We start from the raw sequence: 22,556 nt of genomic DNA, 5'->3' as shown, positions 1-22,556 counted from the left end.
ATCAGGCGATCAGCCAGAGGACGATTGCGACCAAAATGGCGACAACGACCGCACCCCATTTGAGCATCGCGATCATCAGGTCGTACGTGGCGACATGCGCCTTCATTCCGCCGGTGCCGGTGTCATTGGCCGCCATGATCCTCACCTCCGCTATCGGCCTTATGGCGGTCGGTCCCGCCGTCATGACCATCTCCCAAGCTTATTCCTCGGGACAGGGGGATCAACCCCGAAACGTTCATCCCGGGTCCACGAATCCACGGCCACAACCCGACGCCATCGATAGAAAGACCTCTTTAACCAGACAGTGTCACCACTGTCCCGAATTAAGGCAGATTTTAACAAAGTTGCGCTATAGCGCCGTCAACAGGGTGTATGGGACATGATATGACGCGCAACGGTCAACGTTTGCTGCTGCTGATCGATGACGAACCTGCACAGCGTCGGCTGATCGCCGCGCTGGCGCAGCGCGGCGGATGGCGCACGCTGTTCGCGACCGATGCGGACATGGCGGCTTCGGTGCTGGGGTCCGCGCAGGGGCGTGAGCTGGACGCCGTGCTGATCGACCATTGGGCCCCCGGTGCCGACGCGACCCAGTTGATCGCTGACTGCCACCGTTTGCGCCCCGAACTGCCCATTTTGATGCTGACCGCCAATGAGTCGGTGGCGCAGGCGGTGGCGGCGATACGCGCGGGGGCGACCGACTTCCTGGTCAAGCCCCTGGCCCCCGAACGGCTTCTCGCCGCACTGGAAGCCTGCGTCGCCGGGCAGACCAGCGGCGAGCTTCGCCCGCTGACCGAGAAGATTCCCGCACTCCTCGCCTTTGACGAGATCGTCGGCGACGCACCCGAATTCCGCGCGGCGCTCGCCGTCGCCGCCAAGGCGGCGCGGGCCCGTGTGGCGGTACTGATCGAGGGCGAAGGCGGCGTCGGCAAGGAATCGCTGGCCGAGGCGATCCACGTCGCCTCGCCCCGCGCCGAACGCCCGATGATCCGCGTCAACTGCGCCACGACGGCGGCCAATCTGCTCGACAGCATCATCTTCGGCCATGAGGAAGGCGCCTTTGCCGGGGCCTTCGAACGGCGGATCGGCAAGATGGTCGAGGCCGACGGGTCGACCCTGTTCCTGGACGAAGTATCGGGCATGCCGCCCGAGACCCAGGCGCGATTGCTGGACATGCTGCAAACCGGCACGATCGTTCCGCTGGGCGCCCGCCATGCGCGCGAGGTCGATGTGCGCATCATCGCCGCCACCGACGGCCGCCTGCTGGAGGCGGTGGAGGCGGGACGCTTCCGCGAAGACCTGTATTACAAGCTCAACGTCGTCCATGTCGCGGTTCCCGCGCTGCGCGACCGGGCGGAGGACATACCCGCGCTGACCCGGCATCTGCTGGGCCGCATCGCGCAACAGCCGGGCCTGCGCGCGCTGGACATCACCGAGGACGCGCTGGACCTGCTGAGCCGCTATGACTGGCCGGGCAATGTCCGCCAGTTGCAGAACGCGCTCTTCCGCGCCGCCGTGCTGTGCGAGGGCGACGCGCTGACCCCGGCCGATTTCCCGCAGATCGCGTCGCTGGGCGACCGCCCCTCGGTCGGCAGTTCGAATGCCGGGGCGACGCATAGCGGCGGGATCAACCTGTTCCGCCCCGACGGCAATCTGCGCCCGCTGGAAGATATCGAGGCCGACGTCATCCGCCTGGCGATCAGCCATTATCGCGGGCGGATGACCGAGGTGGCGCGGCGGCTGGGGATCGGGCGTTCGACGCTGTATCGCAAGCTGGGCGAACTGGGCATCGACAACGCCGCCTGATCCCGCATCGGCGGCCGACTTACCAGAGCACTCCGTCAACCGGCTTCATCGGCTCTGGCGCGGGGTCGCCGATCGACTGGAGCAGGTCGATCTCGATCGTGCGGCACATCGCGCTCAGCGGCAGGTCGTGGACCGTGTCCGAAAAGGGATCGACCAGGTCGTCACCGATCTGCAGCGCGGCCAGGAACATCAGCCCCGCGATCGACGACCCGACCGGCGTGGCGAAGCCCAGCGTCTCGACCAGCCCGATCGGCAGCAACACGCAGAACAGCCGGGTAAAGAAGGCCGGGATGAAGCGATACTGGTTGGGCAGCGGCGTGTTCTTCAGCCGCTCCATGCCGCCCTGCGAATTGGCGATGTCGACCAGCACCGATTCCATCTGCGTCTGCTGAATCGTGTCGATCCAGCCCTTGCGCCGCGCATCGTCGATCCGGCGGCCGGTGCCGTCGAGCAGGCCGTTGGCGGTGTTGGTCCGCTGGAGCGCGGGCTCCGCCTCGCCGCGCGACAGGAAGCGCAGGACTTCGCCATCCACCGGCTGCTTGCGCAACTGACAGCGCAGCGCGTTCACATAGGCGATCTGGCGCAGCACGATCGACCGCTTCAGGTCGTGCGCCTCGGGATCGGGCAGGAAGTTACGCGCGCTACGCGCGATATTGCGCGAGGCGTTGATCATCAGGCCCCAGAGTTGCCGTCCCTCCCACCAGCGCTGATAGGCCGAGTTGGTGCGGAACCCCAGGAACAGCGCCAGCGCGGTGCCGAACAGCGTCAGCGGCAGCGAGGGCGCCTTGAACGGCAGGACATAATAGGCGACCGTGACGATCACGTCCCAGATGAACAGCGCCAGCAACGGGCGCCAGACTTCTGCTATGATGATGCGGGTACGGGGTACGGCATCGACGATCAAAACGGGTCTCCCTCATACGGCCAGCCGGCCGGTCTTGGCCCAGCCGCGATTTCAAGGCGCAGAAACGCCTGTAATTGGCGGTTGGATGCGCCTCCGAAATAATAGTGCGGCGCAGCGGGAGAACCCCTGCCCCCTTTCGGCAACGAAAGATTACGAAGGTGCCATAAAATCGCCGAGGCCTTGGCCGTGGCTGCGAAATGCCAAGCCATTCCATCGCCGTCCCTTTCCCGCGATACAGGGGGGCGCTGCACAGGCCGGTTTGGGCGTCACCGCTTGCCCGCCGGGATCGGGACAGGCATGGGTCATTTGTCATGACCGTGCCTCCCCCGCCCCGCATCCTGATCGTCGCCGGTTCCGATTCCGGAGGTGGCGCGGGGATACAGGCGGACATCAAGACGGTGGCGATGCTGGGCGGTCACCCCATGACCGCGATCACCGCCATCACCGCGCAAAATACGCTGGGCGTGCAGGCGGTCCACCCCGTGCCGACCGAGATGGTAATGGCACAGATCGACAGCGTGCTGGCGGACATCGGCGCCGACGCGATCAAGATCGGGATGATCGGATCGGCGCAGACCGCGCATGCGCTGGCGGACCGGCTGGAGACGCTGGACCTGCCCGTCGTGTTCGATCCGGTGATGATCGCGACCAGCGGATCGGTGCTGGCCGATGCCGATGTCATTGCCGCCTTTCGCCGGTTCCTGGCGCTGGCCAGCCTGACCACGCCCAACCTGCCCGAACTCGCCGCGCTGGGTGGAGAGGCGATGGTCCGCCGCCAAACAAGCGCGCTGCTGGTCAAGGGCGGGCATGGCGAAGGGCCGGTGATCGAGGATCGCCTGGTCGAACCGCAGGGCGAACAACGCTGGCAGCATCCCCGGCTCGACACGCGCTCGACCCATGGCACGGGTTGCACGCTCGCCAGCGCGATCGCCACCGGGCTGGGACAGGGCCTGTCACTGGCGGACTCGGTGGACCGCGCCATCGCCTTCGTCCAGGCCGCGCTCGCCGCCGCGCCAGGGCTGGGCCAGGGGCATGGCCCAATGGGGCACGGGCTGGGCATGGTCCCCTTCTATCACCTGCTCGCCGCGATCAGCCGCGAAGGCTGGGATGCCGCCGCCTTCGCCGCGCGCTGGGGATAGGCGCCGCCCTTCCCCTCCTCTCCTCCCACTTGCGCCAAGGGGGTTGGCACATGACGGCGTATGGTCGAACCTCCGCCGCGATGGGCGTTTGCAAATTGCGTCCACCCCGATAATGCCCGTCCCATGGTCGATACCGGTTTTCCCATGCCCCTGTGCGGCGTGGATGAGGCGGGGCGCGGGCCGCTGGCGGGGCCGGTGGTCGCCGCCGCCGTCATCCTGCCCGAGCGCGATTGCCCCGGCGGCATCAACGATTCCAAGAAGCTGACCGAGAAGACCCGCGCGCGCCTCTGCGCCGAGATCCGCGTCTGCGCGGTCGTCGGCGTCGGAGTGGTCCATCCCGAGGAGATTGACCGCCTGAACATCTATTGGGCGACGATGAAGGCGATGACGCTGGCCGTCGACGCGGTGGTCGCGACGCTGGGATGCCACCCCGCGCATGTGCTGGTCGACGGCAACCGCCTGCCCAAATGGGGCTATGCCGCGACCGCGATCGTCGGCGGCGATGCCAAGTCGCTGGCCATCGGCGCGGCCTCGATCGTCGCCAAGCATGTCCGTGACGAGATGATGATCGCGGCGGCGGCGGAATGGCCCGCTTATGGCTGGCATTCCAACAAGGGTTACGGCTCGGCCACCCATCTGGCGGCGCTTCGCGAACACGGACCCACCCCGCTCCACCGGCGCAGCTTCGCCCCCGTGGCGCAATGCTATCTCGATCTCTGAAATCCCGTCCATCGCAGTCGTGAAAGGGGACAGTGTCCGCAGGCCGTGACGAAGAAGGAATTTCATGCGTCCCGAGTCGCTCTCGCCACACCCCCACTCCCTAGGGGGCCAAGTTATCCACACCCCCAATATCTGCCATGACGACGCAATATTTCCGCGAATCTGGCGGAATCCCGCGAGTCGCGCGTGCGAATCGCCTCTTGACGACCGACTCATTCCGGGTGGATGCGAGGGTTCGAGGGTAGAAGGAACGGTTAACGATGGGGGTCATCCAGACGGTAGGAAGGCCGATCGGGACGCGGCCGGTATCGGCGCACCGCGAAAGCGACCTGCCGCTGGGCCAGATCCTGATGGGCGACTGTATCGCGGCGCTCCGCTCGCTGCCCGACAAGTCGGTGGACATGGTCTTCGCCGACCCGCCCTATAATCTGCAACTCGGCGGCGAGCTGTTCCGCCCCGATGGCAGCCATGTCGATGCCGTCACCGATGCGTGGGACAAGTTCGACACCTTCGCCGCCTATGACGCCTTTACTCGCCTATGGCTCGCCGAATGCTACCGGGTGCTGAAGGACAATGGCTCGCTATGGGTCATCGGCAGCTATCACAACATCTTCCGCGTCGGGACCGCGGTGCAGGATCTGGGCTTCTGGATCCTCAACGACATCATCTGGCGCAAGTCCAACCCCATGCCCAATTTCAAGGGCACCCGCTTTACCAACGCCCATGAAACGCTGATCTGGGCGTCGAAGGGCGAGAAGGCGAAATACACCTTCAACTATCGCTCGATGAAGACGCTGAACGACGAGATCCAGATGCGCTCGGACTGGGAATTCCCGATCTGCGGCGGTCAGGAGCGGTTGAAGAAGGACGGCCACAAGGTCCATCCGACCCAGAAGCCGGAGGCCTTGCTCTATCGCATCCTGCTGGCCTGCACCCGGCCGGGCGACGTGATCGCCGACCCGTTCTTCGGCACCGGCACGACCGGCGCGGTCGCCAAGCGTCTGGGCCGCCAGTGGATCGGGATCGAGCGCGAACCGGCCTATTGCGCCGCCGCGATCGAACGGATCGAGGCCGCCCTGCCCCTGGACGAAAGCGCGCTCGCCACGATGCAGAGCCCCAAGGCACAGCCCAAGGTGGCGTTCGGGACGCTGGTCGAGAATGGCTATCTCGCCCCCGGCATGCCGTTGATGGACGCCAAGCGGAAATGGCGCGCGACGGTGCGCGCGGACGGCTCGCTGCTGTCGGACTGCGGACAGGCCGGGTCGATCCACCGGCTTGGCTCGATGCTTCAGAACCGGCCGACCTGCAATGGCTGGACCTTCTGGCATTATGAGATGGAAGGGTCGCTGAAGCCCATCGACGCGATGCGCCAGACCTGGCTGCTGGCAACGCAGCCGTAACCCCATATTCCTGCCCTGGAAGGGGAGGTGGCGCGCTTAGCGCGTCGGAGGGGTGTCCCGTTATCGAGGGGGGTGATACCCCTCCACCAGCTTCGCTGGTCCCCCTCCCCTTGCAGGGGAGGAATTGAGAAGGCTCCCCATGCATCTGCGCCCCGTCCAGTTTGTCGACACTCCTATCGGGCTGGAGGAAGGCAGCGTCACGCGGCTGGCGGGCGGGATGCAGTGGTTTGCGGCCTATGAGGTCCGCGAAGGCACAAGCCGCCGCATCGTCCCCGTCGCGCGCTTCGCGGAGGAACTGGGCGGCTCCCCCCGCGCCCGGGCGCTGCACGCCGCTTTCACCACCCCCCGCGCGCCCTGGACCATGGGCGGACGCACCCTGCGCTTCGACCACCCCCAGCTTGCCGCGATCCTGAACGTCACCCCCGACAGCTTCTCCGACGGCGGCAAGCATATCGGCGATCCGGCGGCGGCGGCCGACAGCGGCATGGCGATGGCCGCCCAGGGCGCGGCGGTGATCGATCTGGGCGGGGAGTCCACCCGCCCCGGCGCAGCCCCCGTCTGGGAAGGCGACGAGGTCGCCCGCACCGCCCCCGTCATCGAACGGCTGGCCCGCGGCGGCGCGCTGGTCTCAATCGACACGCGCAAGGCCGCCGTGATGGAAGCCGCGCTCGCCGCCGGAGCCGGGATCGTCAACGATGTCGCGGCCTTGCTGTGGGACGACCGCGCGCTGGAGGTGGTGGCGAAGGCCGGTTGCCCGGTCATCCTGATGCACTCTCCCGATCCGGCCAAGGGTGGGCATGGCCGGATCGATTATGCCGATGTGCTGACCGAGGTGTTCGACTGGCTCGAGGCGCGGATCGCGGCGGTCGAGGCGGCGGGCGTTCCCCGTTCGCGGATCATGGTCGATCCGGGCATCGGGTTCGGCAAGTCGCTGGCGGACAATCTGGCGCTGATCAACGGGCTTGCGATTTTCCATGGCCTGGGCTGCCCGATCATGCTGGGGGCCAGCCGCAAGCGGATGATCGGCGCGCTGTCGAACGAGGCCCCGGTCGATGCGCGGCTGGGCGGCTCGCTCGCTTTGGCGCTCAAGGGTGCGGAGGCGGGCGTCCAGCTCATCCGCGTCCACGACGTCGCCGAGACGGTGCAGGCCCTGCATGTCTGGCGGGGCCTTCGCGACCGCGCGCTGATGGGATAACCCCCTCGCTTTTCGCGGGCCAAACGCCCACATAGGGCCGATGCAACGTCCCCAGCCCCAGATCATCCGCGTCATCGACCTGGAGACGACCGGACAGGCCCCGCCGACGCACGGCGTGTGCGAGATCGGCTGGCAGGACGTCGCGTTGGGCAAGGACGGCCGCTGGGAGCTGGAGGGCGAAGGCGGCAGCATCCTGGTCAATCCGGGCCGCCCCATCCCGCCCATCACCCAGGCGATCCATCATATTCTGGACGAACAGGTCGCCGACGCGCCCTGGTGGCATGACGTCGCACGCCGAGTGCTCGACCCATGGCCGCGCCGCCTGGCGCTGGCGGCGCATCGTGCGGATTTCGAGCAGCAATATTGTACCCCCGCCATGACCCGGTCCGCCGACTGGATCTGCACCTGGAAATGCGCGCTTCGCCTCTGGCCCGACAGTCCCAGTTTTTCCAACCAGGTATTGCGGTACTGGCGCAAGCCGGAGGGACTGGTGCACGAACGTGGCCTGCCCATCCACCGCGCCTTTCCCGACGCCTATGTCACCGCGCACCATTTGCGCGACCAGTTGAACGAGGCGAGCCTGGCGCAATTGCTGGAATGGTCGCGCAGCCCCGGCCTGTTGCCGCGCGTCCGCTATGGACCCGATCGCGGCAAGGACTGGCGCGAGATCGACGAGGATTCGCTGATGGGATTCCTGACCGATCGCGATCCCGATGTCCGCTTCACCGCCGAGACCGAGATGGCGCGGCGGCGCGGCGGCGGTCATGTCGGACGTCCTACCCCGCAGGAACTGTTGCTGTGATCGGGACTCAACCGCTGGTAACGCTACGCATCCTTCGATAAGGCGTTCGTTATGCAGGGGTTGAGTAGCGCGCCCAGCGGCGCAAATCCCATCGGTCGTATCCTGATCGCCGCCATGGCGACGGGATTTCTGGCGCTTCTGGCCGCTGCCATCGCGGCGGGCTATGCCATCCGGCAGGGCAATCGACATAGCGATTGGGTCGTCCACACCTATCGCGTCGAAAGCGAGCTGATTGAGGCACGCCGATTGGCCGAGCAAAAGGAAACCGCCCGTCGCGGCTATATGCTGGCGGGCACGCCGGCCTTTCTCGAAAGCTTCCAGCAGGCCCATGCTGCGCTGATCCCGCAGGTGGCCGAGCTTCGGCGGCTGACCGCCGACAATCCCCGCCAACGCGAACCGATGCGGCAGGTCGGCGAGCGGCTGGCCGAACTCGACGCGGCGCAGCGCGCGACCAACGCCTTGGTACGGCAAGGGCGCGGGGCCGAGGCGCTTCGTCTGTTCCGCGCGGACAGCGGGCTGCAACGGATGCAGAAGCTGCGCATGGTGTTCGACGGCATGGCACGCGAGGAACGCCGCCTGCTCGCGCTGCGCGATGCCGAACAAAGCGCCAGCCGACGGACCTTCTCGATCGTCGTGGCGGTCGCGGCATTGCTGTTCGTGCTGGTGTCGATCGTGTCCTTCCTGACCGTGCGCCGCTATACCCGCGACCTGCACGCCTCGCGCATGGCGCTGGCCGGTCTGAACGCGACGCTGGAGGATCAGGTCAAGGAGCGTACCGCCGATCTGGCGCTGGCGAACGAAGAGATTCAGCGTTTCGCCTATATCGTCAGTCACGACCTGCGTTCGCCCCTGGTCAACGTCATGGGCTTCACCTCCGAACTCTCCGCCGCGACCCAGCCGCTGGCCGAACTGATCGACCGCGCCGAAGCCGAAGCGCCGCAGATCGTGACCGAAGAGGCCCGCCTCGCCGCGCGCGAGGATCTGCCCGAGGCGATCGGCTTCATCCGCACCTCGACCGCCAAGATGGACCGGCTGATCAACGCCATCCTGAAGCTCAGCCGCGAGGGACGCCGGGTGCTGGCCCCCGAAATGATCGCGCTGGACCAGCTGGTCGAGCAGATCACCGATTCGATCCGCCATGTCATCGACGATCGCGGCGTCGCCGTGACGATCGAACGGCCGATGCCGGTGATCGTCAGCGACCGGATCGCGCTGGAGCAGATCCTCTCCAACCTGATCGAGAATGCGACCAAATACCGTCATCCGACGCGCCCGGCCGAGGTCCATGTCTCGGTGCAGCAGACGCCGGGGCGCGTGATCGTGGCGGTGCGCGACAATGGCCGCGGCATCGACCCGCGCGACCATCAGCGTATCTTCGACCTGTTCCGCCGGTCGGGCCAGCAGGACCAGCCGGGCGAAGGGATCGGTCTGGCCCATGTCCGCGCGCTGGCCTATCGTCTGGGCGGTACGATTTCCGTCGAGTCTCAACTGGGTCAAGGCGCGACCTTCTTTCTGTCGCTACCCCCCACTCTTTCCATCGAAGGCGCCTGAATGAACGACCATCGCTCCGTGGGTATCGTCATGATCGAGGATGACGAAGGCCATGCCCGCCTGATCGAGAAGAATATCCGGCGCGCCGGCATCCTGAACGATATTCGGCACTTCACCGATGGCACCACCGCGCTCGACTTCCTGTTCAACGCGCCCGACGGCCCGGCCAAGAGTGGCCCGTCGCTGGTCCTGCTCGACCTCAATCTGCCCGATATGAGCGGCACCGACATCCTGGCGAAGATCAAGGACGATAGCAGCCCGCTGCGCCGGGCGCCGGTCGTCGTGCTGACCACCACCGACGACAAGGTGGAAATTCAGCGCTGCTATGATCTGGGCTGCAACGTCTACATCACCAAGCCCGTCAATTACGAGAATTTCGCCCAGGCCATCCGCCAGCTCGGCCTGTTCCTGTCGGTGATCCAGGTGCCCGAGGTAGAGGGCTGATCGCCCGCTTGCCCATGACGACCGGCGGCCCGCCCCGCATCCTGTATATCGACGATGACGACGCGCTGCGCCGTCTGGTGTCGCGTGCGCTGAGCCGCCATGGCTATTCGGTATCGTGCGCGGCGTCGGGGACCGAGGGGATCGCGCTGGCCGCGGAAGGCGAGTTCGATCTGGTCGCGGTCGACCATTATATGCCGGGCATGGACGGACTGGAAACGCTGGCCGCGATCACCGCGCTGCCCGATCCGCCGCCGGTCGTCTATGTCACGGGGTCGGACGAAGGGCGGATCGCGGTCGCCGCGTTGAAGGCGGGGGCAGCCGATTACGTGGTGAAGACGGTGGGCGAGGATTTCTTCGACCTGCTGTCCGCCAGTTTCGAGCAGGTGCTCGACCGCGCCCGGCTGGAACGCGCCAAGGCCGCCGCCGAAGCCGAACTGCGCGCCTCCAATGCGCGGCTGGAAGCGATGCTAAGCGAGGTCAATCACCGCGTCGCCAACTCGCTGCAACTCGTGTCGGCGATGGTCGGACTGCAAAAGGGCGGATTGGACGACGCCCGCGCGCGCGACGCGCTGGAGGATACGCAGCGCCGCATCCGCGCCATCGCACAGGTGCATCGGCGCCTCTACACCGCCAATGACGTGGATCAGGTCGATCTGCGCGACTATCTGGGCGCGCTGATCGAGGAATTGGGCGAAAGCTGGTCGAGCGATGCCTGCCCCCGCACCCTGACGCTGGTCGCCGAACCGATCCGCGTGAAGACCGACCGGGCGGTGTCGATCGGCGTGATCGTGACCGAACTGGTCACCAATGCCTGTAAATATGCCTATCCCGACGGCGTGGGCGAGGTGCGCATCACCCTGACGCGCGGCGAAGAGCATTGCCTGCTGGTGGTGGAGGACGATGGCTGTGGCATGGCGGTCGATCAGGCTCCCAAGGGGACGGGCCTTGGCGCGAAACTGATCCGCGCGATGGCCCAGAGCCTGCAGACCGTGGTGGAATATGACCCCGCGCATCAGGGTGTCCGCGCGATGCTGAGGGTGCCGGTCTAGCGTGCCGTGCGGGGGCGCTCGGTTTGCCGGCCCCTCCCTTTCACACCATTCGCATCGTCAATCGCCGAACCCCCTCCAGCACCATCCCGAACACCAGATGCGACGCCGCGCTATAGGCATGGGTCGCGGGGGGCGCGTCCTGCGGCGCGGCGCCCCAACCAAAGGCGGGCACGGCCAGATCATCCACCGCCAGCATCGTCGCCAGCCCATAGGGTGCCCCCAGCCCCAACGTCGCCTCAGGCCGTTCATGTGCCAGCGCGCCATAGAGCCCACCCAGCACCGCGCCCGTGGCGTAATGGACGATCACGCCGGAGGTCTCGCGATATTTCTGGGTCAGCGGCTCGCCGGTCGCCATTCTGGCGAGCGTATCGGCGGCCTTCACGGTAGCGGGGTCGTCATTGCTCCCCTTTTGGCCGAACGCACCCGCCGCCACGGCTTGAAACCGGTTCATCGCCAGCGAGGCGACCAGCCCGCCGACCACGCCGGCGCCGATCGCCCAACCCAGGCCGTGCTTCGTCTTCGCCATCTGCGCCACTCCAGCCATTCCGATCCGCCAACAACGGGCCGATCGGAATAGGGTTCATGGCAGGCGCGTCAGGGCTTGCGGAACTTGTAGACGAACTGGTCTGTGCGCCCGCGAATGGCGGGATCGAAGACGTTCTTCGAATGATCGTCCTCGGGATTGCGCAGCACCCGACTCTCACCGACGAAACGGAATCCCACCGACTGGACCTGTCGCTTCACGTAATCGGGGTCGATCCGGTGCGTGGTGTTGGTGTTGGCCAATCCCTTGCCCACCGCATCGGCGTGATCGATGATGACATAGGTGCCGCCCGACTTGAGCAGCTTGAACACCGCCTGGTCGAAGGCACGGAGCGCGGGTTCGCCCGCATCCTTATTGGCGACGTCATGGTAATTCTGGACGGTCCAGAACAGGTCGACCGGCTTGTCGGAGACGGGCAGGTTGACCGTCTGCACCTGCGCGGTCGCATTGGGCAGGTTCCAGCCCTGGATCGTACCCAACGCCTTCTCGGCATATTTCTGTCCGGCGGCGGGCCAATAGGCATAGACATGCCCCTTCGGCCCGACGATGCCGGAGAAGATACGCGTCCAATAGCCCTTGCCCGGCAGGTAATCGATGACCGTGTCGCCGGGCTTCACGCCCGAGAAAGCGAGGACGGCGGCGGCCTGACGACGTTCGTCATCGGCAGCCTGATCGGCGCGCGCGGGATCGGCCAGCGCGGCAGTGACGTACGCGGGGACGGCAGCGGACTTGGTGGACGCGGCAGGCTTTTGCTGCGCGACCGCGACGGTCGCTGCCGCCGTCAGCATCAATCCCAGTGCGATCGCCTTCATGCCTGCTCTCTCCTATGTTCTGATGCCGTCATCCCTAACCGCCGTTCAGGCTGAGCGTAGTCGAAGCCCAAGGGATTCGCGTGGCCTTCGACTTCGCTCAGGCTGAACGGAGCGGGGGAATGGATAGTCCCGATTACACGTCCAGATTCGCCACGTTCAGCGCGTTGTCTTGGATGAACTCGCGACGCGGCTCGACGACTTCGCCCATCAACCGGCTGAACACCTCGTCCGCCGCCGCGACATCGTCCGAGGTCACGCGCAGCATCGAGCGGACCGCCGGGTCGAGCGTCGTTTCCCAGAGCTGCTCGGCATTCATCTCGCCCAGCCCCTTGTAGCGCTGGATCGCCAGCCCCTTGCGGCCCGAGGTCAGGATCGCCTCCAGCAACTGGCTGGGTCGCGCGACGCGGGTTTCACCGCGCGCCAGCGTCGTAGCGTTACCTTCCTCGTCGGTCGGCACGACATCGGCCGAGGGCTCGGTCGCGGCGTTGCGCAGCGGCACCAGCTTGCCCGCCTGGGCGAAGCTCTCGGCCTGTTCGGCGGCCAGAGTGTGCAGCTTGCGCGCTTCGGCCGAGGCGATGAAGCTGGCCTCGACGATGTGGTGATCGGTCACGCCGCGCCACAGCCGCTCGAAATGGACGCCGCCATCCTCGGTCAGACGCGCTGACCAGCGCGCCTCGTGATCGCCCGACTCCAGACGGCGCGTGGTTTCGACCACCGTCGCCATGCGCTGCTCGCGGGTCAGCACGGGGTCGAGTGCACCGGCCAACGCCAGCACCTCGATGATCGACGCGTCATAGCGGCGCGGCACGTAGCGCATCAGGGTACGCATCCGCCGCGCATGATCGACCAGCGCCTTCAGGTCGTTGCCCGACCGCGCGCCGCCCGGTCCTTCCAGCACCATGGTCGAAACGCCCGCCTCGACCAGATATTCGTCGAGCGCGGTGTCGTCCTTCAGGTAGACCTCCGACCGCCCCTTGGTCGCCTTGTAGAGCGGCGGCTGGGCGATATAGAGGTGCCCGCGCTCGATCAGCTCGGGCATCTGGCGGTAGAAGAAGGTCAGCAGCAGCGTGCGGATATGCGCGCCGTCGACGTCTGCGTCGGTCATGATGACGATCTTGTGGTAACGCAGCTTGTCCGCGTTGAAATCGTCGCGGCCAATGCCGGTGCCCATCGCCTGAATGAGCGTGCCGATCTCCTTGGACGAGATCATGCGGTCGAAGCGCGCGCGCTCGGTGTTCAGGATCTTGCCGCGCAAGGGGAGGATCGCCTGGAAATGGCGATTGCGCCCCTGCTTGGCCGAACCACCGGCCGAGTCACCCTCGACCAGGAAGAGTTCGGACTTGGCGGGATCGCGCTCCTGGCAATCGGCCAACTTGCCGGGGAGCGAGGCGATGTCCATCACGCCCTTGCGCCGGGTCAGCTCGCGGGCGCGCTTGGCGGCTTCGCGCGCGGCGGCGGCGTCGATGATCTTGGCGACGATCGCGCGGGCGTTCTGCGGGTTTTCCTCCAGCCAGTCGGCCAGCTTGTCGGCGATCAGCGCTTCCAGCGGCTGGCGGACCTCGGACGAGACCAGCTTGTCCTTGGTCTGGCTGCTGAACTTCGGATCGGGCAGCTTGACCGAGACGATCGCGGTCAGCCCCTCACGCATATCGTCGCCGGTCAGCGTCACCTTCTCCTTCTTCAGAAGGCCCGACTTGTCGGCATAATTGTTGAGCGTGCGGGTCAGCGCGGCGCGGAAGGCCGCGATATGCGTACCACCGTCGCGCTGGGGGATGTTGTTGGTGAACGCCAAGACGTTCTCATAGTACGAGTCATTCCACTCCAGCGCGACGTCCATGCCGATCGCATCGCGCTGGCCATGAATGGCGATGGGTTCGGGGAAGAGCGGCGACTTGGAGCGGTCCAGCCACTTCACGAAGGCGGCGATGCCACCCTCGTAATAGAGCTCGACGGTCTTGGGCTCGTCATGCCGCGCATCGGTCAGGAACAGGCGGACGCCCGAGTTCAGGAACGCCAGCTCGCGATAGCGATGCTCCAGCTTGTCGAAGTCGAACTCGGTGATCTTGAAGGTGGAAGGGGAAGGCAGGAAGGTGACGCGGGTGCCCTTCTGCCCCGGCTCGGCCTTGCCGACGACCTTGAGCGGCGCGACCGCATCGCCGTGCGCGAAGCGCATATAATGCTCCTCGCCATCGCGCCAGATGGTCAGGTCCAGGAACTCGGACAGCGCGTTCACCACCGACACGCCGACGCCGTGCAGGCCGCCCGACACCTTGTACGCATTGTCGTCCGACGTATTCTCGAACTTACCACCGGCGTGGAGCTGGGTCATGATGACCTCGGCCGCCGACACGCCCTCTTCGGGGTGGATGCCGGTCGGGATGCCGCGACCATTGTCGGTGACGCTGACCGAGCCATCGGCGTTCAGCTGAATGTCGATGCGGTCGCAATGCCCCGCCAGCGCTTCGTCGATCGCATTGTCGCTGACCTCGAACACCATATGGTGCAGGCCCGAGCCGTCGTCGGTATCGCCGATATACATGCCCGGCCGCTTGCGCACCGCGTCGAGGCCCTTCAGCACCTTGATCGAGGAGGCGCCATATTCGTTCGTCTGGGGGGTATCTGCCATAGCGAGTATATAGGAATTGCGGGCCCCAAGGGAAAGCGAAATGGACGGCTCCGGGGCCGTTTCACCCCCCTTTTCCGCCCCTGTCGCACGGCCCGGGCCAGGGCAGCCGATCGAGACCCCGAATTCACCCGTCGCGCCGGAAGCCTTGGCCGATCTAGCGCGTCTTTCGAGGCGAGCGAGCAAGGAGACATGGGATGATTGGAAAATCCGTCATGCTCACGGCCATCGCGGCAAGGCTGGCCGCCGGAACGGTATCCGCCCAGTCGGTGCGGCGCGATTATCCCGGCTTTAACATTGGCCGACAGCATCGCCTCCGCGCGGCGGCGTGGAGATCGTTCGATTCTTCACTGCTTTTAGAACGCGACCCGCGTCGCCTCCCCCGGCACGTCGGTGAACAGCGCCGTTTCGGTGCCGGTCATCCACACCTGCCCACGCCCCGCCAGCCGCTCGAACAGCGCGGCGCGGCGAGAGGGGTCGAGGTGCGCGGCGACTTCGTCCAGAAGCAGCACCGGTGCGGTGCCGCGCCGATCGGTCACGAGGTCCGCATGGGCCAGCACGATGCCGAGCAGCAACGCCTTCTGCTCGCCCGTCGAACAGAGCGCCGCCGCCTGCTCCTTGGCAACATGGGTGACGATCAGGTCGGCACGGTGCGGCCCCACCAAAGTCCGTCCCGCCGCCGCATCGCGCCTGCGCCCCATGGCGAGGGCATGGGCAAAGGCGGGCGGGTCCACCGCCTCACCCTCCAGCGCCAACGAGGCGCGCGCGAAGACGCTGTCGGGCACCTCCTCCAGCCGCTGGTCGAGCGCCGCGACCGCCGCCACCCGCGCGGCATCCACCGCCGCGCCATGCTCGACCATTCGCGCCTCCAGCGCGGTCAGCCAGTCGGGATCGACAGGGCCGTTACTCGCCAGCAGTCGGTTGCGCTCGCGCATCGCCGCGTCGTAACGGGTCGCGTGCATCCCATGCGCCGGGGCCAGCGCGAGCACCAGCCGGTCGAGGAATCGCCGCCGCTCCGACGCGGGCTCGACGAACAACCGGTCCATCGCCGGGGTCAGCCACAGCACCGACAGCCAGTCGGCGAGCGCATTGGCGCTCGTGGCCGCCCCCTGTACCCTGACGACCCGCCGTTCGGGCGCGGAGGCCAGCGCGCCGGTTGCGATCTCGACATCGCCATCGAGTGTCGCCGCGACGCCGAACCCGCCCTTGCCTCCCTGTCGCGCCATCGCCGATAACGCGGCGCGGCGCAGGCCGCGACCAGGCGCGAGCAGCGACACCGCCTCCAGCACATTGGTTTTCCCCGCGCCATTCTCACCGGTCAGCACGACGAACCCCGCGCTGGGGTTCAGCACGAGGTCGGCGTGATTGCGGAAATCGGTGAGGACGAGGCGGGTGAGCATTGCGTCCGCCTTAGAAGGTATCGGCTTTCATTACATCCTCCCCTGAAAGGGGAGGGGGACCAGCGAAGCTGGTGGAGGGGAGTGGCAGGTCAAACCCGCCCCGCGGGTTTGAAGATTGCCGGGGGCAATCCGGCCTGCCACTCGCTCTCGATAGCGGGACACCCCTCCGTCAGGCCTGCGGCCTGCCACCTCCCCTTACAGGGGAGGAATAGGGTCGGCTTACACCCGCATCGGCATCAGCACGTAGAGCGCAGGCGCCTTGTCATTTTCGCGGATCAGGGTCGGCGCGGCGGCGTCGGCCAGGTGGACTTCGACCAGGTCGCTGTCGATCTGTCCCAGAATGTCGAGCAGATAGCGGCTGTTGAACCCGATCTCGAAACCGAGCGAGGTATATTCGCCCGGCACCTCTTCCGATGCGGTGCCGTTTTCGGGGCTGGTCACCGACAGGGTGATCCGGTCGCGGTCCAGCGCCATCTTCACCGCGCGGGTCTTCTCCGTCGCGATGGTCGAGACGCGGTCGACGCCCTGCATGAACGCCTTGGGGTCCAGCTTCAGGATCTTGTCGTTCGCGGTCGGGATGACGCGGCTGTAATCGGGGAAGGTGCCGTCGATCAGCTTGGAGGTCAGGATCGCCTGGCCCAGATCGAAGCGGATCTTGGTACCCGACAGCGACACGCCAACCGAGCCGTCCACCTCGTCGAGCAGCTTGCGCAACTCGCCGACGCACTTACGCGGCACGATCACGTCGGGCATGCCCTCGGCGCCATTGGGACGCTCGATGGTGACGCGGGCGAGGCGGTGGCCGTCGGTGGCGGCGGCCTTCAGCACCGGTGCGCCATTGTCCTCGGCGACATGCAGGAAGATGCCGTTGAGGTAATAGCGAGTCTCTTCGGTCGAGATGGCGAAGCGGGTCTTGTCGATGATCTGCTTGAGCAGTTCGACCGACAGCTCGAACTGGGTCGGCAGTTCGCCCTCGGCGATGACCGGGAAATCGTCGCGCGGCAGGGTGCCCAGCGAGAAGCGCGCCCGGCCCGCCACGATGGTCATGCGCCCCTCGGCGGCGGTCAGCTGCACCTGCGCACCCTCGGGCAGCTTGCGCGCAATGTCGAACAGGGTGTGGGCCGACACGGTGGTCGAACCCGGCTGGTCGACCGCGGCGGCGACGCTGTCGTTGATCTGAAGGTCCAGGTCGGTCGCCATCATGCGAAGCTGGCCCTCGGCCGTCGCCTCGAGCAGGACGTTGGAGAGGATCGGAATCGTGTTCCGCCGCTCCACCACCGACTGGACATGGCTCAAACCCTTGAGCAGCGTTGCGCGTTCGATCGTCGCCTTCATTTCCTGATCCCCCGCCGGAACGACCGCATGGCCGGAGTCCGAGTGTGATAAATGGCCTTGGTTCCTACCCGCCAAGAAGGGGCCGAAGCAAGGCTTCGACCCCTCCACCACTGGTAGTAAAACCACCGTTAATGTGGAAAAGAATCCCGGCTCAGAAGCGCAGGCCCAATCCGGCAAGCAGCTGATGGCGGTTCGGGTTGATGCCGACACCATCCATTTCGTCATAGTGCGAATAGCGATATTCGCCCTTTACGAAGGTGTTGGGGCTGATCGCATATTCGAGCCCCGCACCCAGGCGATAGCCGCCGACTTCCTGTTCGTTGGCGGTGGTGACGCCCGCCGTGGTGTAGCGCGCATCGAACTTGGCGTTGGTGTAGCCCGCCTTCAGATAGCCCATCGCGACCGGCGAGATGACATAGCCGACGCGCGCACCGGCATAGAGATCGCGGCCCGCGCCCAGGCGGAATTCGTCGCCGGGCACGCGGATGCCGTTGCTGCGCGTGTCGGAGCTGGAGCCGGTAATCTCGCCTTCCGCGCCCAGGATGACGGGGCCCGCGGGAATGTCATAGCCGATGCCTGCGCCATAAAGCACGCCGTCGCTCGAACTGCCGTCCTGCCCATGACGATCGTTGAGGCTGTCATAACCGATCAGCCCTTCGACGCGGAAACCCGTGAAAGGCTGCGCGGTCTGGGCGGCGGCGGGGGCCGCCGCTGCTGCCAGCGCGGACGTCGCCAGAGCGGCGAGCATGAGCTTACGCATAACTTACTCCATTACTGTACCGGCCGCCGTTACATTGGCGGTCGGGGGCTTAAATGGCGCGAAACCGCCGACGTTGCATGAACCTCAGCTAAACAGGAAAAAGCGTTGCATCGGCGCAACAGCCGCGACAGGGATGACGCCATGGCGACGCCCGATCCTCAGCCCTCACGCCCGCGCCAAGCGCGCCGGGGCCGCGATTTCATCGCCCGGCATGGCGAGACGGTGTTCAATCGGATCGGCAAGATCCAGGGCGACCGGATCGACCTGCACACCCCCCTCACCCGCCGGGGTTTCGCCCAGGCCGAGGCGATCGGCCAGGTTCTGCAAGCGCGATTGGGCTCGACGCCCGCGGTCACCCTATGGTCCTCGCCCACCGGCCGCGCGCTTCAGACGCTGGCGGTGATCGCGGAGCATATCGCGCTCGACTGGCACGCGACCCACCATGATCCGCGCCTGATCGAACTCGGCTTCGGCAGTTGGGGCGGACAGATTTCTGCCGATCTGGCGGCGGTGCATGGACCCATAGTTCATCCGCACGGCATGGCGGTGGGCGCGCCCGATGGCGAGAGCTATCCCGCCATGGCGGCGCGCCTGTCGGCATGGCTGGCCGATACGCAGGATGATGACGGCGACCGGTTGATCCTAATGCACGGCCTGTCGAGTCGGGTGCTGCGCGGGCTGATGCTGGACCTGCCCGACGATGCGCATTGCGGCGTACCGGTGGCCGAGCGACTGCCGCAAGGGTCGATCGTGATGATCGCGGGCGGCCGCGAGACGCTGATCCACCGCCCCTCGCCATGAAGCGCCTTTTCCTGATCCTGGCGCTGACCGCCGGTCCGACGTTCGCGCGCGAGACGATCGGCATCTACAAGGGCTGGGGCGCGTTCCGCGACCCCGATCGCTGCTACGCCATCGCCAAGCCGGTGCTGGCGAACGGGCGGACCGGCGGTTTCGCCAGCGTCGGGACCTGGCCCGCCAGGCGACTGCGCGAGTCCTTCCACCTGCATCTGACCATCCCCCGCGACCGGGCGGCGGCGGTGACGCTGGTCATCGGCGAGCGGCGCTTTCCACTGGTCGGCACAGCCCAGGACGTCTGGGCGCCCGATGCCGCGACCGACCATGCGCTGGTCATGGCGATGCGATCGGGCCGCAGCATGAGCGTGTCGGCGGTCGACACCCGCCGCCGTCCCTTCGCCGATACCTATGCGCTGGCGGGCGCGGCCGCCGCGATCGACGCCGCGACGCTGGCCTGTGTGACGGGGCCTGTGTGACGGGGAATGCCGATTGACTTCCATTGCTCCCCTCCGGGGGAGCGTGAAGCGATCCGCGTCGAGCCAGTGGTATTAGGCGCGATTTTGCGCTATGGGCGAGCCCATGCAGACAGTTTCGGCCGCCCCCATGCCCATCCCCGGGCACATCGATCCCGTGCCCGTGCCGCGCGGCGTGCAACCGCGCCCCGATGGCCGGGTCGACCTGATCGGCCTGACCAAGGACCAGCTTCGCGAGGCGTTGCTGTCGGCGGGCATGGAGTTGAAGCAGGCCAAGCTGCGCTCGAAGCAGATCTGGCACTGGCTCTACAATCGCGGCGCGACTCGCTTCGCCGACATGACGGACATCTCCAAGGCGCAGCATCCCTGGCTGGAGGACCGCTTCGTCATCGGCCGCCCCGATGTGGTCGAGGCGCAGGTGTCGAACGATGGCACGCGCAAATGGCTGCTCCGCTCGCCCGACGGGCAGGATTACGAGATGGTGTTCATCCCCGACGCCGATCGGGGAACCTTGCGCGTGTCGAGCCAGGTCGGCTGCACGCTCAACTGCCGCTTCTGCCACACCGGCACGATGCGGCTGGTCCGCAACCTGACCGCCGGCGAGATCGTCGGGCAGGTGATGCTGGCGCGCGACTCGCTCGGCGAATGGCCCAGCCAGCCCGAGGGGCGGATGCTGACCAACATCGTCATGATGGGCATGGGTGAGCCGCTCTATAATTTCGATGCGGTGCGCGATGCGTTGAAGCTGGTGATGGACGGCGACGGGCTGGCGCTGTCCAAGCGGCGCATCACCCTCTCGACCAGCGGCGTGGTGCCGATGATGGCGCGCGCGGGCGAAGAGATCGGCGTGAACCTCGCCGTCTCACTCCATGCGGTGACCAAGGACGTGCGCGACGAGATCGTGCCGCTCAACAAGAAATACGGCATCGAGGAACTGCTTCAGGCCTGTGCCGACTATCCCGGCGCCAACAATGCCCGGCGCATCACCTTCGAATATGTGATGCTGAAGGACAAGAACGACTCGGACGCCGATGCCCACGAGCTGGTCCGGCTGCTGCGCCAGTACAAGCTGCCCGCCAAGGTGAACCTGATCCCGTTCAACCCCTGGCCCGGCGCGGATTACGAATGTTCGACCCCGGAGCGGATTCGCCGCTTTTCGGACATCGTGTTCGAGGGCGGGATCTCCGCACCCGTCCGCACCCCGCGCGGGCGCGACATCGATGCGGCCTGCGGCCAGCTCAAGACCGCCGCCGAGAAGAAGAGCCGTGCGCAGCTCGACCGCGAGGCGGAAGAGAAGTTCGCGGCGCTGGGGTGACCTGATCCTCCCCTGCAAGGGGAGGTGTCAGGCCGTCAGGCCTGACGGAGGGGTGTCGCGCTATCGAGAGGGAGTGGCAGGCTGGATTGCCCCCGGCAATCCTCAAACCCGCGGGGCGGGTTTGACCTGCCACTCCCCTCCGCCATGCGTCGCATGGCCCCCCTCCCCTTGCAGGGGAGGAATGCCCAAGTGCTTGCCCCCCGGCTTCGGCTGAGGCACGGAAGCCCCGCACCATGCGTTACCCGCCCCGATGATCGACTGGACCTTCCTCGCCCTCGCCGCCGCCGGGGGCTTTGTCGGTGGTGCGATGAACGCGCTGGCGGGCGGGGGCAGTTTTTCGACCATGCCGACCCTGATCGCGCTCGGCCTGCCCTCCACCATCGCCAACGCCACCTCGAACGTCGCGCTGCAACCCGCGGCGATGGCCAGCGTCTGGGCCTATCGCCATGGGCTGGAGCCGGTGATGGGGGTGTCGATGCGGCGGATGGCGACGATCACCTTCATGTTCGCGCTGTTGGGCAGCGTGCTGCTGTTCCTGACGCCGCCCCGCGCCTTCGACCTGATCGTGCCCTGGTTGCTGCTGACCGCGACGATCGCGATCGCGGGAGGACGCCACGCCTCGGACTGGCTGGCGCGGATCGCCCGACCGGGCCCGCGTGCACTGATGGCGGCGCAGGCGGTGCTGGGCGTCTATGGCGGCTATTTCGGCGGCGGCATCGGCATGATGCTGACCGCCGCCTGGGGGCTGCTGTCGGGACGCAACCCGGCCCAACTGGCCGCGCCCCGGACGCTGATGCTGGCGACCGCCAATGCGGCGGCGACCCTGGTCTTCATCGCCACCGGCATGGTCGCCTGGGCCCAATGCCTGCCGATGCTGGCAGGCGGCGTGCTGGGCGGGTGGAGCGGTGCCCTGATCGGGCGCAGACTGCCCGCCGGGCTGATCCGGGGGTGGACGCTGCTGCTGACGACGGTGACGACGGCGGTGTTCTTCTGGCGGGGTTATGCCTGACCGGCGATGCGCTCGGACGGTGACGCAGCCTCCGCTTCCAGCGCCGCCACCAGCGCCCGGATCGCGATTTCCTCGAGGCGCAGCCACTGGGTGATCTCGAAGCGCAGCGCGGCGCTGTCATGGCGATAGCTGGACCAGTCCTTGACGATCGCCTCGGTCGGCCAACGCGACACGAAACCGGATATGCGCTGGCGATAGGCGGGCATGTCAGCCTGTAAGGCGAGCCAGGCGGCCCCGCCAGGCGTATGCGCCAGCCGTTCGGCAAGCGGACTCGCCGTTTTCATGGACCAGGCGGCGCGCTGCCGGCTGGCGTTGGAGATCAGCCAGCGGCTTCGGCTGATTGCGGTGACATCGGGTACGGGCGCGTTACACAAAGCGCGGTGTTCGGTCATGACGCGCGTCAACGCGGCGCGCATGTCGTGCCATTCGAACAGCATCGGGGTGCCTTTCGACAAAATCGGATTGTCTGCCTTATCGCCC

At 66.7% G+C, this 22,556-nt stretch carries 22 protein-coding genes; 13 read left to right on the top strand and 9 right to left on the bottom strand.

All coding sequences use genetic code 11. From position 1 onward, the window contains the following. Nucleotide 1 precedes the first annotated feature (1 nt). Nucleotides 2–184 carry an aa3-type cytochrome c oxidase subunit IV gene (locus NZL82_RS13530; RefSeq protein ID WP_261270281.1) on the bottom strand — a complete coding sequence of 61 codons (183 nt, stop codon included), beginning with the start codon at nt 182–184 and terminating at the stop codon, nt 2–4. Nucleotides 185–384: 200 nt separating this feature from the next. Between NZL82_RS13530 and NZL82_RS13525 the strand changes: the two genes are divergently transcribed. Continuing rightward, a complete protein-coding gene (locus NZL82_RS13525) occupies nt 385–1,806 on the top strand; it encodes a sigma-54 dependent transcriptional regulator (RefSeq protein ID WP_261270280.1) in 1,422 nt (473 codons plus the stop codon). 19 nt (nt 1,807–1,825) lie between these two features. On the opposite strand, the gene NZL82_RS13520 is transcribed toward NZL82_RS13525, so the two are convergent. Continuing rightward, nucleotides 1,826–2,710, bottom strand: a complete 885-nt coding sequence (locus NZL82_RS13520) for a bestrophin family protein (RefSeq protein ID WP_261270279.1) — start codon at nt 2,708–2,710, stop codon at nt 1,826–1,828. A 311-nt stretch (nt 2,711–3,021) separates the two neighbouring features. Between NZL82_RS13520 and thiD the strand changes: the two genes are divergently transcribed. The 8 genes from thiD to NZL82_RS13480 all read left to right on the top strand — a co-directional run bounded on the left by thiD (nt 3,022) and on the right by NZL82_RS13480 (nt 11,010). Beyond that, nucleotides 3,022–3,849 (top strand): bifunctional hydroxymethylpyrimidine kinase/phosphomethylpyrimidine kinase, encoded by an 828-nt coding sequence (gene thiD, locus NZL82_RS13515; protein WP_261270278.1) that lies wholly within the window; start codon nt 3,022–3,024, stop codon nt 3,847–3,849. A gap of 123 nt (nt 3,850–3,972) precedes the next feature. Then, entirely contained in the window at nt 3,973–4,569 is a 597-nt protein-coding gene (locus NZL82_RS13510) for a ribonuclease HII (protein WP_261270277.1), read from the top strand. A gap of 260 nt (nt 4,570–4,829) precedes the next feature. Further along, a complete protein-coding gene (locus tag NZL82_RS13505) occupies nt 4,830–5,969 on the top strand; it encodes a DNA methyltransferase (RefSeq protein WP_314732891.1) in 1,140 nt (379 codons plus the stop codon). A 139-nt stretch (nt 5,970–6,108) separates the two neighbouring features. Then, nucleotides 6,109–7,164 carry a dihydropteroate synthase gene (folP, locus tag NZL82_RS13500; protein WP_261270276.1) on the top strand — a complete coding sequence of 352 codons (1,056 nt, stop codon included), beginning with the start codon at nt 6,109–6,111 and terminating at the stop codon, nt 7,162–7,164. Between the two features lie 40 nt (nt 7,165–7,204). Further along, nucleotides 7,205–7,966 carry an exonuclease domain-containing protein gene (locus tag NZL82_RS13495; protein ID WP_261270275.1) on the top strand — a complete coding sequence of 254 codons (762 nt, stop codon included), beginning with the start codon at nt 7,205–7,207 and terminating at the stop codon, nt 7,964–7,966. A 51-nt stretch (nt 7,967–8,017) separates the two neighbouring features. After that, on the top strand, nt 8,018–9,517 hold the full coding sequence (locus NZL82_RS13490) for an ATP-binding protein (RefSeq protein WP_261270274.1): 1,500 nt from the start codon (nt 8,018–8,020) through the stop codon (nt 9,515–9,517). Next, nucleotides 9,518–9,961 carry a response regulator gene (locus tag NZL82_RS13485; protein WP_261270273.1) on the top strand — a complete coding sequence of 148 codons (444 nt, stop codon included), beginning with the start codon at nt 9,518–9,520 and terminating at the stop codon, nt 9,959–9,961. A gap of 14 nt (nt 9,962–9,975) precedes the next feature. Continuing rightward, complete coding sequence (locus NZL82_RS13480) at nt 9,976–11,010, top strand: sensor histidine kinase (protein ID WP_261270272.1); 1,035 nt, start codon at nt 9,976–9,978, stop codon at nt 11,008–11,010. Between the two features lie 40 nt (nt 11,011–11,050). Here the strand turns inward: NZL82_RS13480 and NZL82_RS13475 are convergent, their stop codons facing one another. From NZL82_RS13475 to NZL82_RS13450, 6 genes are all read right to left on the bottom strand, one after another. Beyond that, the gene (locus tag NZL82_RS13475; protein ID WP_261270271.1) at nt 11,051–11,536 is read right to left on the bottom strand and encodes a DUF1440 domain-containing protein; all 486 of its coding nucleotides are present in this window, start codon (nt 11,534–11,536) and stop codon (nt 11,051–11,053) included. Nucleotides 11,537–11,604: 68 nt separating this feature from the next. After that, complete coding sequence (locus NZL82_RS13470) at nt 11,605–12,366, bottom strand: class I SAM-dependent methyltransferase (protein ID WP_261270270.1); 762 nt, start codon at nt 12,364–12,366, stop codon at nt 11,605–11,607. A 133-nt stretch (nt 12,367–12,499) separates the two neighbouring features. Next, nucleotides 12,500–14,992: a DNA topoisomerase (ATP-hydrolyzing) subunit B gene (gene gyrB / locus NZL82_RS13465; protein WP_261270269.1), complete on the bottom strand. Its 2,493-nt coding sequence runs from the start codon at nt 14,990–14,992 to the stop codon at nt 12,500–12,502. A 353-nt stretch (nt 14,993–15,345) separates the two neighbouring features. Continuing rightward, nucleotides 15,346–16,389 carry a DNA replication/repair protein RecF gene (recF, locus tag NZL82_RS13460; RefSeq protein ID WP_261270268.1) on the bottom strand — a complete coding sequence of 348 codons (1,044 nt, stop codon included), beginning with the start codon at nt 16,387–16,389 and terminating at the stop codon, nt 15,346–15,348. Between the two features lie 219 nt (nt 16,390–16,608). Beyond that, nucleotides 16,609–17,724, bottom strand: a complete 1,116-nt coding sequence (dnaN, locus tag NZL82_RS13455; protein WP_261270267.1) for a DNA polymerase III subunit beta — start codon at nt 17,722–17,724, stop codon at nt 16,609–16,611. Between the two features lie 151 nt (nt 17,725–17,875). Continuing rightward, nucleotides 17,876–18,484, bottom strand: coding sequence for an outer membrane protein (locus tag NZL82_RS13450; protein WP_261270266.1), 609 nt, complete (start codon nt 18,482–18,484; stop codon nt 17,876–17,878). Between the two features lie 141 nt (nt 18,485–18,625). On the opposite strand from NZL82_RS13450, the gene NZL82_RS13445 reads away from it, so the two are divergent. The 4 genes from NZL82_RS13445 to NZL82_RS13430 all read left to right on the top strand — a co-directional run bounded on the left by NZL82_RS13445 (nt 18,626) and on the right by NZL82_RS13430 (nt 22,076). Continuing rightward, nucleotides 18,626–19,285 (top strand): histidine phosphatase family protein, encoded by a 660-nt coding sequence (locus NZL82_RS13445; protein ID WP_261270265.1) that lies wholly within the window; start codon nt 18,626–18,628, stop codon nt 19,283–19,285. After that, nucleotides 19,282–19,755, top strand: a complete 474-nt coding sequence (locus tag NZL82_RS13440) for an invasion associated locus B family protein (RefSeq protein WP_261270264.1) — start codon at nt 19,282–19,284, stop codon at nt 19,753–19,755. The genes NZL82_RS13445 and NZL82_RS13440 overlap by 4 nt, the downstream gene beginning before the upstream one ends. Before the next feature lie 127 nt (nt 19,756–19,882). Further along, the gene (rlmN, locus tag NZL82_RS13435; protein WP_261270263.1) at nt 19,883–21,067 is read left to right on the top strand and encodes a 23S rRNA (adenine(2503)-C(2))-methyltransferase RlmN; all 1,185 of its coding nucleotides are present in this window, start codon (nt 19,883–19,885) and stop codon (nt 21,065–21,067) included. 250 nt (nt 21,068–21,317) lie between these two features. Continuing rightward, on the top strand, nt 21,318–22,076 hold the full coding sequence (locus NZL82_RS13430) for a sulfite exporter TauE/SafE family protein (RefSeq protein WP_261270262.1): 759 nt from the start codon (nt 21,318–21,320) through the stop codon (nt 22,074–22,076). Here the strand turns inward: NZL82_RS13430 and NZL82_RS13425 are convergent. Beyond that, nucleotides 22,067–22,492: a hypothetical protein gene (locus NZL82_RS13425; RefSeq protein WP_261270261.1), complete on the bottom strand. Its 426-nt coding sequence runs from the start codon at nt 22,490–22,492 to the stop codon at nt 22,067–22,069. The genes NZL82_RS13430 and NZL82_RS13425 overlap by 10 nt on opposite strands. Nucleotides 22,493–22,556: the final 64 nt, after the last annotated feature.

Source organism: Sphingomonas sp. LC-1 (assembly GCF_025371035.1).
Classification (GTDB): Bacteria; Pseudomonadota; Alphaproteobacteria; order Sphingomonadales; family Sphingomonadaceae; genus Sphingomonas; species Sphingomonas sanguinis_E.
Note: the sequence above shows the minus strand (reverse complement) of the source record. Positions and strands in the feature narration are given on the sequence as shown.